This window comes from Gallaecimonas zhanjiangensis (genome assembly GCF_057624825.1).
In genome coordinates, this window is record NZ_CM172603.1 from 913,817 (window position 1) to 927,211 (window position 13,395).

At 57.0% G+C, this 13,395-nt stretch carries 15 protein-coding genes and 1 tRNA gene; 7 read left to right on the top strand and 9 right to left on the bottom strand.

Annotation, left to right across the window (positions count from 1 at the left end; all coding sequences use genetic code 11):
- Positions 1-98: 98 nt before the first annotated feature.
- The 3 genes from AC22G1_RS04315 to AC22G1_RS04325 all read right to left on the bottom strand — a co-directional run bounded on the left by AC22G1_RS04315 (position 99) and on the right by AC22G1_RS04325 (position 2,424).
- Positions 99-785 (bottom strand): hydrolase, encoded by a 687-nt coding sequence (locus AC22G1_RS04315; RefSeq protein WP_487315674.1) that lies wholly within the window; start codon positions 783-785, stop codon positions 99-101.
- Between the two features lie 208 nt (positions 786-993).
- Positions 994-1,866 carry a LysR family transcriptional regulator gene (locus AC22G1_RS04320; RefSeq protein WP_417357925.1) on the bottom strand — a complete coding sequence of 291 codons (873 nt, stop codon included), beginning with the start codon at positions 1,864-1,866 and terminating at the stop codon, positions 994-996.
- Positions 1,867-2,347: 481 nt separating this feature from the next.
- Positions 2,348-2,424: transfer RNA gene (locus tag AC22G1_RS04325), tRNA-Ile, on the bottom strand.
- Between the two features lie 185 nt (positions 2,425-2,609).
- On the opposite strand from AC22G1_RS04325, the gene AC22G1_RS04330 reads away from it, so the two are divergent.
- Genes AC22G1_RS04330 through AC22G1_RS04340 form a run of 3 tightly spaced genes read left to right on the top strand, consistent with a single transcriptional unit; the run spans position 2,610 to position 4,068 of the window.
- A complete protein-coding gene (locus AC22G1_RS04330; protein ID WP_487315675.1) occupies positions 2,610-2,813 on the top strand; it encodes a hypothetical protein in 204 nt (67 codons plus the stop codon).
- A 44-nt stretch (positions 2,814-2,857) separates the two neighbouring features.
- Entirely contained in the window at positions 2,858-3,748 is an 891-nt protein-coding gene (locus AC22G1_RS04335) for a LysO family transporter (protein ID WP_487315676.1), read from the top strand.
- Positions 3,745-4,068, top strand: coding sequence for a cupin domain-containing protein (locus tag AC22G1_RS04340; protein ID WP_487315677.1), 324 nt, complete (start codon positions 3,745-3,747; stop codon positions 4,066-4,068). Before AC22G1_RS04335 ends, AC22G1_RS04340 begins: the two co-directional genes overlap by 4 nt.
- 42 nt (positions 4,069-4,110) lie before the next feature.
- Here the strand turns inward: AC22G1_RS04340 and rpoD are convergent, their stop codons facing one another.
- From rpoD to rpsU, 4 genes are all read right to left on the bottom strand, one after another.
- On the bottom strand, positions 4,111-5,946 hold the full coding sequence (gene rpoD / locus AC22G1_RS04345) for an RNA polymerase sigma factor RpoD (RefSeq protein WP_487316688.1): 1,836 nt from the start codon (positions 5,944-5,946) through the stop codon (positions 4,111-4,113).
- A gap of 92 nt (positions 5,947-6,038) precedes the next feature.
- Positions 6,039-7,790, bottom strand: a complete 1,752-nt coding sequence (gene dnaG, locus AC22G1_RS04350) for a DNA primase (RefSeq protein ID WP_487315678.1) — start codon at positions 7,788-7,790, stop codon at positions 6,039-6,041.
- Positions 7,791-7,859: 69 nt separating this feature from the next.
- The gene (locus AC22G1_RS04355) at positions 7,860-8,306 is read right to left on the bottom strand and encodes a GatB/YqeY domain-containing protein (protein ID WP_487315679.1); all 447 of its coding nucleotides are present in this window, start codon (positions 8,304-8,306) and stop codon (positions 7,860-7,862) included.
- 24 nt (positions 8,307-8,330) lie between these two features.
- Entirely contained in the window at positions 8,331-8,546 is a 216-nt protein-coding gene (rpsU, locus tag AC22G1_RS04360; RefSeq protein ID WP_008485630.1) for a 30S ribosomal protein S21, read from the bottom strand.
- Positions 8,547-8,727: 181 nt separating this feature from the next.
- Between rpsU and tsaD the strand changes: the two genes are divergently transcribed.
- Entirely contained in the window at positions 8,728-9,744 is a 1,017-nt protein-coding gene (gene tsaD / locus AC22G1_RS04365; protein WP_487315680.1) for a tRNA (adenosine(37)-N6)-threonylcarbamoyltransferase complex transferase subunit TsaD, read from the top strand.
- A 43-nt stretch (positions 9,745-9,787) separates the two neighbouring features.
- Here tsaD and plsY read toward each other — a convergent pair whose 3' ends face one another.
- Positions 9,788-10,390 carry a glycerol-3-phosphate 1-O-acyltransferase PlsY gene (gene plsY, locus AC22G1_RS04370; RefSeq protein ID WP_123421142.1) on the bottom strand — a complete coding sequence of 201 codons (603 nt, stop codon included), beginning with the start codon at positions 10,388-10,390 and terminating at the stop codon, positions 9,788-9,790.
- 108 nt (positions 10,391-10,498) lie between these two features.
- Here plsY and folB point away from each other — a divergent pair, with 108 nt between their 5' ends.
- The 3 genes from folB to AC22G1_RS04385 are packed head-to-tail and all read left to right on the top strand — an operon-like array spanning position 10,499 to position 12,135.
- Complete coding sequence (folB, locus tag AC22G1_RS04375) at positions 10,499-10,852, top strand: dihydroneopterin aldolase (RefSeq protein WP_050657145.1); 354 nt, start codon at positions 10,499-10,501, stop codon at positions 10,850-10,852.
- Entirely contained in the window at positions 10,849-11,331 is a 483-nt protein-coding gene (folK, locus tag AC22G1_RS04380) for a 2-amino-4-hydroxy-6-hydroxymethyldihydropteridine diphosphokinase (protein ID WP_487315681.1), read from the top strand. Before folB ends, folK begins: the two co-directional genes overlap by 4 nt.
- A gap of 3 nt (positions 11,332-11,334) precedes the next feature.
- Positions 11,335-12,135: an undecaprenyl-diphosphate phosphatase gene (locus AC22G1_RS04385; protein WP_487315682.1), complete on the top strand. Its 801-nt coding sequence runs from the start codon at positions 11,335-11,337 to the stop codon at positions 12,133-12,135.
- Here AC22G1_RS04385 and AC22G1_RS04390 read toward each other — a convergent pair.
- A complete protein-coding gene (locus AC22G1_RS04390) occupies positions 12,097-13,341 on the bottom strand; it encodes a multifunctional CCA addition/repair protein (RefSeq protein ID WP_487315683.1) in 1,245 nt (414 codons plus the stop codon). The two genes, AC22G1_RS04385 and AC22G1_RS04390, sit on opposite strands and share 39 nt — an antisense overlap.
- Positions 13,342-13,395: the final 54 nt, after the last annotated feature.

Consider the following 13,395-nt stretch of genomic DNA (forward strand, 5'->3'; position numbering starts at 1 on the left):
TGCCGAAAACTCACTGCGCCTGAAAACGGCAAGGCCCGGCGTTGGCCGGGTCCCAAAATCGCTGAGTAAAAAAGGGGCCGGTGGCCCCCTTTTTTGTGTTACTTGGCAGGTACGGCAGCCAGGATCTGGTGCTCAACCTTGGTGCGCTCAGGGGCACCGTGCACCATGGTGTAAGCGTAATCTACGCCCATACCGTAGGCACCGGAGTGCTCCTTAACGATAGCCATAACGGCGTCATAAGTGTCGCGGCGAGCCCAGTCGCGTTGCCACTCCAGCATGACCTGTTGCCAGGTTACCGGCACGACGCCAGCTTGCACCATACGCTGCATGGCGTAGTCGTGAGCGGCCAGAGAGGTACCACCGGAAGCGTCAGCCACCATGTAGATCTCGTAGTCGCCTTCGAGCATGGCGCACAGGGCAAAGCTGTTGTTACACACTTCGGTCCAAAGGCCGGAGACGATAACTTTCTTTTTGCCGTTGGCTGCCAGGGCGTCACGTACTTTCTGGTCGTCCCAGGAGTTCATGGAAGTACGCTCAAGCAGCTTGTTGTCAGGGAAGACGTCCAGCAACTCGGGATAGGTGTGGCCGGAGAAGCTCTCGGTTTCAACGGTGGTGATGGTGGTAGGGATACCGAACACCTTGGCGGCTTTGGCCAGGGCAACGGTGTTGTTTTTCAATACCTGACGGTCGATAGATTGCACACCGAAGGCCATTTGCGGCTGGTGGTCAATGAAGATGATTTGGCAGTTATCAGGTGTCAGGACTTCGAGTTTAGTATCGGCCATGCTTATAGCTCCTAGGCTGGCTTGTTTAACCTAATCATATGATTAGGCTGGTTTTTTCATAGTAATAGTGATAGTGAGAGTTGCTATCGTTTGGTTTATCTAAGGGAGTGTAATGTAAACGGGATGTGTTCTTTGCAGTCTGGGTGGAGACGGATTGTCTCCACCCAGTAGACTTCTGGGGGTCATGAAGTAGTGTAGTTTTAGCGCATCAATCCAAGTTGTCGACGAGGTGCTCAATCAGTAGGCGTTGGCGTACCGGCATCCCCAGGTTGGGTGGCCACACCGCGAAGATCTCGATGGGCAGAGGCTCAAGGGTAGGCAGGTGTTGCTCAACCAGTTGGCCGCTGTCCAGATAGGGTTGGATGAGGCTGCGAGGCATCAGGGCAATACCCTGGCCATCCAGCGCAGCGCCCATCAGCATTTCGTAGCTGTCTGCGGTAAAAACGGTGGGCAGCTCTTGAGCGCTGTTGTCATGAGATTGCATGACTTCCCACTTGGGCTCTTGGCGCAGGGCCAGGAAGCGTTGGAATTTGAGTTGTTCAAAGCCGATAACGGCATTTTTGCCCTTGGCGTAGGCCGGTGAGGCGCAAAAGCAACGCTCAAGGCTGGCCAGACGTCTGGCGACCAGGTTGCAATCATCCAGGCGGCCCACACACAGGGCCATGTCATAGCCATCGGCAATGGGGTTAAGCTGGCGGCCGGCTTGGTGAAGCTTGAGATGGATATCGGGGTAATGGTTGATAAAATCCATCAAAATCGGTTGCAGCAGCTTGGCAACACACAGGGGAATGGCCAGTTTCAGCTCACCTTCGGGTTTGTCCTGGCCCTGGCGCAGGGTCTCGCTGGCCTGGTTGAAATCGCGAACAATATTGCTGCAGTAGTTATAAAATGCCGCACCTTGGCTGGTTACACACACCTGGCGGGTGTTACGGTTCAGCAACTGCACTCCAAGGTGGCGTTCAAGGGAAGAGACCCTCTTGCTGACCACGGCTTTGGAAAGATGCAGGCGCATGGCAGCGCCACTGAAACTTCCGGCGTCAACCACCGCCTGGAAGGACTCCATAGCTGTTAACCTGTCCATAACTCCTCCTGAACTCTTGCCAATGTACTGATAAGCGAGGGGCAAAATACCCTCTTAAAGTGCGCGGCAAACCACTGATGTCGCTTGGTATAAAGTTAAAACACCGTCAAAAATGCAGAAACTATGCCTAGGTATAAAAAACGCCTTTTGGTCCAAAAATGTCTGTTTTTGGCCCCTGGCATTAAAAACAGTCAATGTGGCTGGAAGTCGCTAATGGCAAGGCTTTCAGCCGTTATCGCGCTTCGTAAATACCATTGAGAAAAAGGTCGTTGTTCAGGTGAAGCAGCACTGGAAAAAGGTCAGGGATAAGCCTTTGGTATAGGCCGGTAGTGCAAAGGTGAGTGTCTGGAACAGAGGATGTTGGGGGAGCTGGAATGGCAAGATTGCCGGAGCGAGTTTGGCGTGTTGAGAGAGGCTTGGCAATGCAGCCTCACAAACGCAAAAAGGGCTAGCGGCAAAACCGGCTAGCCCTTTTGGTATTTGGTGGCCCCTGCCCGACTTGAACGGGCGACCAATCGATTATGAGTCGACTGCTCTAACCAACTGAGCTAAGGGGCCGTGGCTGGGGAGTATAAGGGGTTTGGACTTGGCTTGTCATCACCTTGACCGGGCCAAAACCCAAGGGATTGAAGGGTTTGGCGAAGAATTAAGCATGGCGAACATGCTGTTCGGTTTTCTCAGTTAGATGCGTGTATTCAAATCGGTAATCCTATACGCATCATTTTTCGGCCGGAGACAAGGTCATGGTTATCCGTTTCGTTTTGGCATCGCTGCAGGCAGCTTTTGCCCTGGTTTTGTCCCTGGTGGTGCTGGGGTCGGTGATAGTGCGCAATCTGGCGTTGATGGCAGCCGCCACCGGCAGCCTGGCAGGGCGCGCCGCACTTGGCTTGCAGGGGCGTGTCAGAGCCCTGCGGCGCCAAGCGCACAGGGCCATGCTGAGCATGTAAAAAGGTGATAACCTGCGGCCTTTATTGCCGTCTCTGAGTTATCCATGCTTGCCTCCCTGCTTGTGATCCTGGTGCCCCTGCTGGTGGGCTACGCTGTACCTGTTTTGAATGCATCCTGGATGGCCCGGGTTAACCGGGCTGTCAGCTACCTCGTTTATTTCATCTTATTTTTCATGGGTATGGGGTTGGCGGCTATCGACAACCTAGGGCCGGCTTTAATGAAAATGGCCGGTACCACCGCCGGTATATTCGCTGCCATCACCGCTGCCAATGTGCTGGGGCTGTGGGGGCTGTCCAGGCTCTTTCACGACCATGGCCGGCAAGGGGAGCGCCAGCCCATCGCCTGGGCCAGCGTCTTTAAGGATTCCGGCATCCTGATTGGCACTGTGGCGGCAGGCACCTTGCTGGGCCTGGTGTTACCCGTTAATGCCCATCTCTTTTCAGAGGCTGCGCTTATCCTGCTTTTACTGCTCATCGGTATGCAGCTGCGCGCGGCCGGCATGAGCCTGCGCCAGCTGTTCTTAAATCGCCTCGGCGTCTTTATCGCTTTGACGGTCTTTGCCAGTACCTTGCTGGCCGGTGCCCTGCTGGCCCCTTGGCTGGGGTTGCCGGTGCGCCATGCCATGGGGGTGGTGAGTGGTTTTGGCTGGTACAGCTTGTCGGGCATTCTGGTGAGCGATGCCCTGGGGCCGCTGTGGGGTGCCACCAGCTTCTTTGTGGACCTTTTCCGCGAACTGGTGGCCCTGGCGCTTATTCCTACTTTGATGCAGCGGGCTTTGCCGCTGGCCATAGGCTATGCCGGGGCTACCGCCATGGACTTTTCCCTGCCGGTTATCCAAAAAAGTGGCGGCGCCAGCGCCGTGCCGGTGGCCATTGTCTCGGGTTTTATGCTGAGCCTGGCAACCCCGGTATTGATGGCCATACTCTTGGCATGAACAAAGCCAACTTGTTTACGCCGCTACCCGATGCCTTTGACGGCGAAGTCTTTGAAACCCTGCTAAGGCGCAGCGATATGCGCGTCGAGCGTATTGTCTCCCATGGCCAAAGCTCGCCGGATGGCTTTTGGTACGAGCAAAGCGAAGGAGAATGGGTGTTGGTGCTGGCTGGCGAGGCGGAGCTGGGATTTGAAGACGGCAGCGCCGTGAGATTGGGGCCGGGCAACTACATTGAGCTGCCGCCTGGTTGCAAGCATAGGGTGAACTGGACCTGCCCAGACGCCCCCACCATCTGGTTGGCGGTGTTTTACCCGCCATAAAAAAACGGCACCCTAGGGTGCCGTTTTTGTTAAGCGCTGAGCTTATTCGTCGAGGAAGCTGCGCAAAATCTCGGAGCGAGAAGGGTGGCGCAGTTTACGCAGGGCCTTGGCCTCGATTTGACGGATACGCTCACGGGTAACGTCAAACTGCTTGCCCACTTCTTCCAGGGTGTGGTCGGTGTTCATATCGATACCGAACCGCATGCGCAGTACCTTGGCTTCACGGGGGGTGAGGCTGGACAGCACTTCCTGAGTGGCAAACTTGAGGCTTTCGCTGGTGGCCGCGTCCGCTGGCAGCTCGAGGGTGTTGTCCTCGATGAAATCCCCCAGATGCGAATCTTCATCGTCACCGATGGGAGTTTCCATGGAGATCGGCTCTTTGGCGATCTTCAGCACCTTGCGGATTTTGTCTTCCGGCATAGCCATGCGAATGGCCAGCTCTTCCGGGGTCGGTTCGCGGCCCATTTCCTGCAGCATTTGGCGGGAAATACGGTTGAGCTTGTTGATGGTCTCAATCATGTGCACCGGGATACGGATGGTGCGGGCCTGGTCCGCGATAGAGCGGGTAATGGCCTGACGGATCCACCAAGTGGCGTAGGTTGAGAACTTGTAGCCGCGGCGGTATTCGAACTTGTCTACCGCCTTCATCAGGCCGATGTTGCCTTCCTGGATGAGGTCCAGGAACTGCAGGCCGCGGTTGGTGTATTTCTTGGCGATAGAAATAACCAGACGCAAGTTGGCTTCCACCATCTCTTTCTTGGCACGACGGGCCTTGGCTTCGCCAATGCTCATGCGGCGGTTGATGTCCTTGATGGACTCGATGGTCAGGCCGGTTTCCTGCTCGATCTGTTGCAGCTTCTGTACGCAGCGGCGCAGATCTTCTTCGAGGGCCTTCATGGTGTCGGAATACGGCTTGGCCGCTTCCAGGTGGCCGTCTAGCCAGCCCATGTTGGACTCGTTGCCCGGGAAGGTTTTGATAAACACCTTGCGGGGCATTTTGGAATCGTCCACCGCCAGCTTCATGATCAACCGTTCCTGAGTACGGACGCGGTCCATCATGTCGCGCATCTCGGCAACCAGACGGTCGAACTGCTTGGGCACCAGGCGGAATTCTTTGAAGATCTCCGCCAGTTTCAGTACTTCGTCTCGGGCTTCGTCAGAAGCACGGCCCTTGGCCTTGATGGCAACACGGGCGGTCTCGTACTGAGCGCGCAACGCGGCGAATTTTTCACGGGCCAGCTCCGGGTCGAGGCTGTTGTCGTCCTCGGAGTTGTCCTCTTCTTCTTCCTCGTCGTCTTCATCTTCGTTCTGCTGATCCTGAGTCAGTTCAGAACCGACATGGGTCGCGGTCGGTGCCGCATCTTCAACAGCGTTAGGGTCGATGAAACCGGCAATAATGTCGGACAGACGCGCTTCGCCTGCTTCTACTCGGTCGTATTGATCGAGCAGGTAGGTGATGGCTTCAGGGTATTCGGCAACAGAGCTCTGTACCTGGTTGATACCGTCTTCGATACGCTTGGCGATGTCGATTTCGCCTTCACGAGTCAGCAGTTCAACGGTACCCATTTCGCGCATATACATGCGTACCGGGTCGGTAGTGCGGCCCAGTTCGCTTTCAACGGTGGCAAGAGCTTGGGCAGCAGCTTCGACGGCATCTTCGTCGGTGGAATCTTCAGACATCATCAGGGTATCGGCGTCAGGTGCACTTTCGAACACCTGGATACCCATGTCATTGATCATCTGTATGATGTCTTCTATCTGATCGGAATCGACGATGTCGTCCGGCAGATGGTCGTTCACTTCGGCATAAGTCAGGTAGCCCTGTTCTTTACCTTTAGCGACCAGAAGTTTAAGCTGCGACTGTGGGGTTTGCTCCATAGACATCATCCGCTCAGGTTGAATAGCCATGCCAAAAAGTGAATACGACAGTATAGCGAGTCGTACTGCTCACTGCTAGCACAGTCTGTGTGTCAATCAATCCCGGCCTTCGCCGAAATCAATGCCATAAGTTCTTGAATTTCTTCTTCTGTAGCCTGTTTCCTGTCTTGCTTGGCAACAAGCTCTTGGTAGCGAATCTCAAGCGATTCGTTCAATAGGCGCTCAACGGCGCCAAGTAGTTCCGGGGCCAGATTGTCTTCGACGGCAGAAAGGTCAAGTTCTGCCAGCTTGTTATAGATGGGGGCATGTTGGCTATTTTCAAGCCTGCGCAGTAATTGACCCGTTGTCGGGATACTGCCTTCCTTTATAACCCGCACCGCTTCGTCCAGTACCTCTGCCCCGGGCAGACGTAATGCACGAAAATCCATATCAGGTAAATCGTTGGCCAAGGCCGGGTGTTGCACCAAAATGGCGATGGTCAGCCGCATCAGTGGCGGCCTTCCGGCTTTGCCTTTGGTTTTGTTGGCGGCCCCAGCTGCGTTGGCAGGGGTTTTGGCCACAAAACGTTCTAATTGTTCCTCGGCAACCCCAAGGCGCTTGGCCAGGTTTTCCCGCAGCATCACCCGGTAGACCGAGTCGGGCAGCCTATCGAGCAGCGGCACCGCCTTTTCTGCCAGGCGCGAGCGGCTGTCGGGGCTGCTCATGTCGATGCTCTTTTCCAGCTCCTGAAACAGAAACTGCGACAAGGGCAGGGCACCGGCCAGGGCTGCTTCAAAGGCGGCTTTGCCTTCTTTTCGCACCATGGAGTCTGGATCTTCGCCATCGGCCAGGAAGATAAACTTCAAGGTGCGGCCGTCGCGCAGCAGCGGTAGGGCGTTTTCCATGGCGCGCCAGGCAGCTTCGCGGCCAGCGCGGTCACCGTCGTAACAGCAAATCACTTCCGGGCTGGAGCGAAACAGCAGTTCGAGCTGGTCACTGGTGGTGGAGGTGCCAAGGCTTGCCACCGCATAGGTGATACCAGCCTGGAACAGCGCCACCACGTCCATATAACCTTCCACCACCACCAACCGCTCTAAATCGCGGTTGGCTTGGCGGGCCTCATATAAGCCGTACAGCTCGGAGCCCTTGTGGTAAATGCGGGTTTCCGGCGAGTTTAAGTATTTGGGAGTGCCGTCTCCCAGCACCCGGCCACCAAAGGCGATGGTGCGGCCGCGGCGGTCACGAATGGGGAACATGACCCGGTCACGAAAGCGGTCATAACGGCGGCCGCTGTCGTTTTGCACCAGCATGCCGGTGTCCATCAGCAGCTGTTGGCGCTCAAAGCTGGTGCCGAACTTTTTAAGGACGCTGTCCCATTCGTCGGGCACAAAGCCGATACCGAACTGCTTGACGATATCTCCCGACAAGCCGCGGCCCTTGAGGTAGTCCACTGCCGCCGGGTGCTCTTTTAAATTCTGGTAGTACTGGTGCTGGATGCTTTGCATCAGGGCGTAGGCGTCTTCCCGGCGCTCCTGGGCCTTGGCATTACGCTGCGGGCCTTGGGCTTCGCGGGGCACTTCCAGGCCGTGCATGGCGGCCAGCTCTTCGACGGCTTCGGCAAAGTTGATGCGGTCGAACTCTTCGACAAACTTGATGGCATCGCCTTTGGCACCACAGCCAAAGCAGTAATAAAACTGTTTTTGCGGGCTGACTGAGAAAGACGGCGTCTTTTCGCTGTGAAAAGGGCAGCAGGCGCTGTAGTTCTTACCGGCTTTCTTGAGTTTGACGCGGCTACTGACTAGCTCAACGATGTCGGTTCTGGCCAACAGATCGTCGATGAAATCACGGGGAATGGTTCCAGCCATGATGCTCCAGCCAGCGCGAAAAATAAGGGATCGGGTGAAGGAGTTATCCTATCACCCGTATCAGAATTGTCAGGCGCTTAATTTGGCCTTGACCTGGCCGCTGATGGGGCCCATCTCGGCACGGCCTTGCAGCTTGGGCTTGAGCCACCCCATGACCTTGCCCATGTCCGCCGGGCCGTTGGCACCGGTTTCTTGAATGGCTTGGTCAATCAGCGCGGCGACTTCGTCGCTGCTGAGCTGCTTGGGCAGGAAATCCTGCAGAACTGTTATCTCGCCAGCTTCGGCATCGGCCAGTTCTTGGCGGCCTGCAGCTTCATACTGGGAGATGGAGTCACGGCGTTGCTTAATCATCTTGGTGATGATGGCAATGATATCGTCGTCACTCAGTTCGCGACGCTCATCCACTTCTACCTGTTTAATGGCAGAAAGGGCGAGGCGCAACGTGCCAAGGCGCGGTTTGTCCTTGGCACGCATAGCATCTTTTTGCGCGTCGGTGAGTTGCTCTCTGAGACTCATAACGGCTCCGGATGCCTGAACGAATTAGTACAGACGAACGCGACGAGCGTTTTCGCGAGCCAGTTTCTTGGCGTGACGCTTAACGGCAGCAGCTTTCTTGCGCTTACGCTCAGTGGTGGGCTTCTCGTAGAATTCGCGCTTGCGACACTCGGCCAGCACGCCTGCTTTTTCACAGGAGCGCTTGAAACGACGCAGGGCTACGTCGAAAGGTTCGTTCTCACGTACTTTGATTACCGGCATGTACCATCACCTCAGGGGTTATACGGTTAGGTGGTCTGCAATATGACCACATATGACTAAAAATGGTGCGGAATTCTAACGTAGCCCAAAGGGCAATGTAAAGCCGATATGTCACCATAAAGGTGGAGATGGGGTCTGGCTATGGGTAAGATAGCGGCCCCCTGTGGTTGCGAGGCTCCCCATGCGCGTTTTAGGTATCGAAACCTCCTGTGACGAAACCGGCATTGCCATCTACGACACCGAGCAAGGCTTGTTGGCCCACCGGCTCTATAGCCAGGTAAAGCTGCACGCCGATTACGGCGGTGTGGTGCCTGAGCTGGCGTCTCGCGACCACGTGCGTAAAACCCTGCCGCTGATAAAAGAAGCGCTGAACGAGGTGGGCCTTAGCGGTGAAGACCTCGACGGCGTGGCCTACACCGCTGGCCCAGGGCTGGTTGGCGCCTTGCTGGTAGGGGCCACCATAGGTAAAAGCCTGGCTTACGGCTGGAACATTCCCGCCATTGGCGTACACCACATGGAAGGGCACCTGCTGGCGCCCATGCTTGAAGAGCGCCCGCCTGAATTTCCTTTTGTGGCGCTGCTGGTCTCCGGTGGCCACACCCAGTTGGTGGCGGTAGAAGGCATAGGCAAATACCGCATTCTTGGCGAGTCTATCGATGACGCTGCAGGTGAAGCCTTTGATAAAACCGCCAAGCTCCTGGGCCTTGATTACCCCGGCGGCCCGCGCTTGGCGATGCTGGCTGAAAAGGGTAACCCCGAGCGCTTTACCTTCCCGCGGCCCATGACCGACAGGCCGGGCCTGGATTTTAGCTTCTCAGGCCTTAAAACCGCCGCCGCTAATGTCATTCGCAGCGAAGGGGACGACGAGCAGACCCAGGCCGATATCGCCCGCGCCTTTGAAGAAGCGGTAGTGGATACCCTGGTTATCAAATGCCGCCGCGCACTCAAGGAAACCGGCTATAACCGCATCGTTATCGCCGGTGGCGTCAGTGCCAACAAGCGCCTGCGCGCTGCCTTGGAAAAACTGATGGCTGGCAGAAAAGGCGAGGTGTTCTACGCCCGCCCCGAGTTCTGCACCGACAACGGCGCCATGATCGCGCTGGCAGGTGCCCTGCGCCTGGCCAAAGAAGGCAACCGTGAATTGGGGGTAAAAGCCCAGCCGCGCTGGTCCCTCGAATCCTTGGCGAGCATCGACTAAAAAAGGCGGCCTAGGCCGCCTTTTTTAATGCCCACTGTCACCTTTATTGCGGCTTGGAGCGGCGAAACTTCATCTTGGGCTCGGTGCCGTTCCACAAGCGGCGCAGGTTGTCCTTGTGGCGGATGATTATCAGCAGCGACAACATGGCCACCGGGATCACATAGGCTGGCTTGATAAACCAGGTAAAGAGCGGTGACAGCCCGGCGGTGAGAATGGCCGCCAGGGAAGAGAGCCGGGTCAGAATCACCAGCAGCAGCCAAGTGAGAATTTGCAGCCCGGCGAGGCTCAAACCGATGGGCAGCATGGCGCCAAAGGCGGTTGCCACGCCTTTACCACCACGAAAATGAAAGAAAATGGGGAAGATATGGCCGAGGCAGGCGGCAATGGCGATAACCCCCAGCCAGATGGCCTCGATACCCAGGAAGTAACTGGTCCACACCGGGATGGTGCCCTTGAGTACATCGCTTACCAGCACCATGGCGGCAGCGCCTTTGCCGCCCAGGCGCAACACGTTGGTGGCGCCGGGGTTGCCGGAGCCGTGCTGGCGCGGGTCGGGTAGGGCAAAGAGGCGGCAAACGATCACGGCACTGGAGACTGATCCCATCAGGTAGGCAAGCAGGGTCATCAGTACGGCAGTGGCTATCATGATAGGGCTTAGTTTTTTCCGTTTAATCGATAAGGTAAACTCGGCTGCCGTTGTCACACCAGCAGGCCCAAAGCTTAACAGGGCCGGCGCCTAAACGAGAACCGACCTGTGACCGATCGCATCTTTATAGAAGGCCTGGAAGTCTATGCCGTCATTGGTATTTTCGACTGGGAAAAGACCCACAAGCGCAAGCTGGTGTTTGACTTGGAACTGGCTACCGACATTCAGGCCGCAGCCAGGGGCGATGACTACGGTCAGGCCTTATGTTACGGGAAAATCAGCGCTTTTATTAGCCAATTTGCCGAAACCCACCAATTCGAGTTAATTGAGACCCTGGCCGAGCGTATTGCCGAGCAGTTGCTGAGCCAATTTGGGGTCAGCTGGCTGAAGATGAAGCTCTCCAAACCCGGCGCCGTGCCCAATGCCCGCAATGTGGGGCTGATCATCGAGCGCCGCGCATGACCCCAATGCTCTTTAGCCTCGGCTCCAATGTTACCCCGGAGCTGCACTTGCGGGCCGGGCTCAAGGCCCTGCGCGACGCCTTTGGCGACATTCAGTGTTCGCCAGTGTTTGAGGCCGAGCCGGTGGGGTTTAACGGCACCAATTTTTTGAACATGGCGGTCAAAGCCTGGACCGACTGGCCCGTGGATGCGGTGCTGGCCTGGATAAAAGACGTGGAATTTGCCCACGGCCGCCCCGAAAACGCCAAGAAATACGCCCCCCGCACCCTGGATATCGACCTTTTGACCTTCGGCGACCGGGTTTGCCTGGAACCCACCGTGCTACCAAGGCCCGATATCCTCAAACTCGCCTTTGTGCTCTGGCCCCTGGCCGAACTGGTGCCTGATGAAACCTTGCCGGGCACCCAGTACAGCTACAAGAGCCTATGGCAGGGGTTCGACAAGAACCAACCCCTGTGGAAAGTGCCATTCGAGGAATAAGTCTTGAGTTTTATTGAAATTATTGTCCTGGCGTTGCTGCAGGGCCTCACCGAATTTTTGCCCATTTCATCCTCTGCTCACCTGATTTTGCCGTCCCAGTTGCTGGGCTGGCAGGATCAGGGCGTGGGCTTTGACGTAGCGGTGCACGTAGGCACCTTGTTGGCGGTGGTGTGGTATTTTCGCCAGGACGTGGGCCGCATGCTGGTGGCCTGGGTGCAGTCTTTTAGCGGCCGGCGTGACCAAGACAGCCGCCTGGCCTGGCAAATCATCGTGGCCACTATCCCGGCTGGCGCCTTTGGGCTGCTGGCGTCTGATCTCATCGAACAATACGGCCGCTCGGCCTATGTGATTGCCAGCACCACCATCCTCTTCGGTTTATTGCTGTGGTGGAGCGATGCCAAAGCCAAGGGTAATAAGGATGAGCATCAGGCCAGCTGGAAAGACGCCATCCTTATCGGTTTTGCCCAGGCGCTGGCGCTTATCCCCGGCACCTCCCGCTCTGGGGTAACAATGACCGCCGCCTTGATGCTGGGTCTTAACCGGGTGGCGGCGGCGCGCTTTTCGTTTTTGATGTCCATTCCGGTCATCGTCATGGCGGGGGGCTACGAGGGCCTGAAGATGGTCAAGGCCGGGGCTATGGTCGATTGGAACGAAATCGCCCTGGGTACGGCCATTTCCTTTGCCAGCGCCCTGGCCTGTATTCACTGGTTTTTAAAGATACTGGCGCGCCTTGGCATGTTGCCGTTCGTGCTGTATCGCCAGGCCTTAGGCATCGGCCTTTTTGTGTTTCTCGGCGTTTTTTAAGGCCTGAACCTTCTCGATACGGGCGCGATTTACCGCCTCACCTACCGCAGGGCCTTTGAGGCCCTGCGCCACTATGGCCTTCACATCCACCGTTCTTGCTTCGCTAAAGCACCGTCTTACCCAGTCGGCCTGGGGGTAGGGGTGCTGCTCAAAACCGGTGCGGCCACGGATATCGGCAATGCAGGCCAGCACCAGTTTTTCAACCCGCTCGGGTTTGCGCCAGGCGTCCAGCTTGTCAAAAAGCCGGATAAGGGTGGCGGCCCTCAACTCAAAGGCGGTGTGTACCTGGCAGTGGAGGTCGGAGACCAAGAGCGCCAAATCCCGGCAGCCATTGGGCACCCGAAACCGTTCGCAAAAGTTTTTGATAAGGGGCAGGCCGCTTTGGCCATGGCCGTGATGGCTGGGCCATTTTTCCGGCGGGGTCAGCCCCTTGCCAAAGTCGTGACACAGGGCGGCAAAGCGCACTTCGATGTCAGTGGTGAGCTTGGCGGCCTGGGCCAGCACCAGCAGGGTGTGAATGCCGGTATCCACCTCCGGGTGCCACTTTTCAGGGGCTGGCACCCCAAAGAGGTTGGCCAGTTCCGGGAACAGCACATCAAGGGCGCCGCAGGCGCGAAGCACCTCAAAAAACACCTGGGGCGAGGGGGTGTTAAGGGCCTTTTCCAGCTCTTTCCATACTCGCTCCGGGGTCAGGGCATCCAGCTCGCCGGAGGCGGCCATGGTTTGCAGCAGCGCCTGGGTCTCTGGTGCCACGGTAAAGCCCAGATGGGCAAAGCGGGCGGCAAAACGGGCCAGGCGCAGCACCCGCAGAGGGTCTTCGACAAAGGCGTCTGAGACATGGCGCAGCAGCCGGCTATCCAAGTCGCGCTTGCCGCCGTAAGGGTCAATCAGGGTGCCGTCTTCGGCTTTGGCCATGGCGTTGATGGTCAAGTCGCGGCGGATAAGGTCTTCTTCCAGGGTGACATCGGGGCTGGCCGACACTTCAAAGCCGGTATAGCCGCTGCCTTTTTTACGCTCGGTGCGGGCCAGGGCATACTCTTCATGGGTCTTGGGGTGCAAGAACACCGGGAAATCCCGGCCAACTTGCTCGAAACCGTTTTTTTTCATGGCATCGATTGTTTCGCCTACCACCACCCAATCGCGGTCCTGGACCTCAAAACCCAACAGCTCATCGCGGACAGCGCCGCCAACCAGATAACAGTTCACAAATCCTCCTGCTTGAGCGGCCATTATACCTTGCCAAAGCAGCACTGGCGCGTA

Excerpts from the sequence above, each read along its gene's own strand:
- tsaD (WP_487315680.1), top strand. The coding sequence starts at position 8,728 with ATGCGCGTTTTAGGTATCGAAACCTCCTGTGACGAAACCGGCATTGCC.
- AC22G1_RS04340 (WP_487315677.1), top strand. The coding sequence starts at position 3,745 with ATGAACAAAGCCAACTTGTTTACGCCGCTACCCGATGCCTTTGACGGC.
- AC22G1_RS04355 (WP_487315679.1), bottom strand. The coding sequence starts at position 8,306 with ATGAGTCTCAGAGAGCAACTCACCGACGCGCAAAAAGATGCTATGCGT.
- rpoD (WP_487316688.1), bottom strand. The coding sequence starts at position 5,946 with ATGGAGCAAACCCCACAGTCGCAGCTTAAACTTCTGGTCGCTAAAGGT.
- dnaG (WP_487315678.1), bottom strand. The coding sequence starts at position 7,790 with ATGGCTGGAACCATTCCCCGTGATTTCATCGACGATCTGTTGGCCAGA.
- rpsU (WP_008485630.1), bottom strand. The coding sequence starts at position 8,546 with ATGCCGGTAATCAAAGTACGTGAGAACGAACCTTTCGACGTAGCCCTG.
- AC22G1_RS04330 (WP_487315675.1), top strand. The coding sequence starts at position 2,610 with ATGGTTATCCGTTTCGTTTTGGCATCGCTGCAGGCAGCTTTTGCCCTG.
- AC22G1_RS04315 (WP_487315674.1), bottom strand. The coding sequence starts at position 785 with ATGGCCGATACTAAACTCGAAGTCCTGACACCTGATAACTGCCAAATC.
- AC22G1_RS04320 (WP_417357925.1), bottom strand. The coding sequence starts at position 1,866 with ATGGACAGGTTAACAGCTATGGAGTCCTTCCAGGCGGTGGTTGACGCC.
- AC22G1_RS04335 (WP_487315676.1), top strand. The coding sequence starts at position 2,858 with ATGCTTGCCTCCCTGCTTGTGATCCTGGTGCCCCTGCTGGTGGGCTAC.
- plsY (WP_123421142.1), bottom strand. The coding sequence starts at position 10,390 with ATGATAGCCACTGCCGTACTGATGACCCTGCTTGCCTACCTGATGGGA.
- folK (WP_487315681.1), top strand. The coding sequence starts at position 10,849 with ATGACCCCAATGCTCTTTAGCCTCGGCTCCAATGTTACCCCGGAGCTG.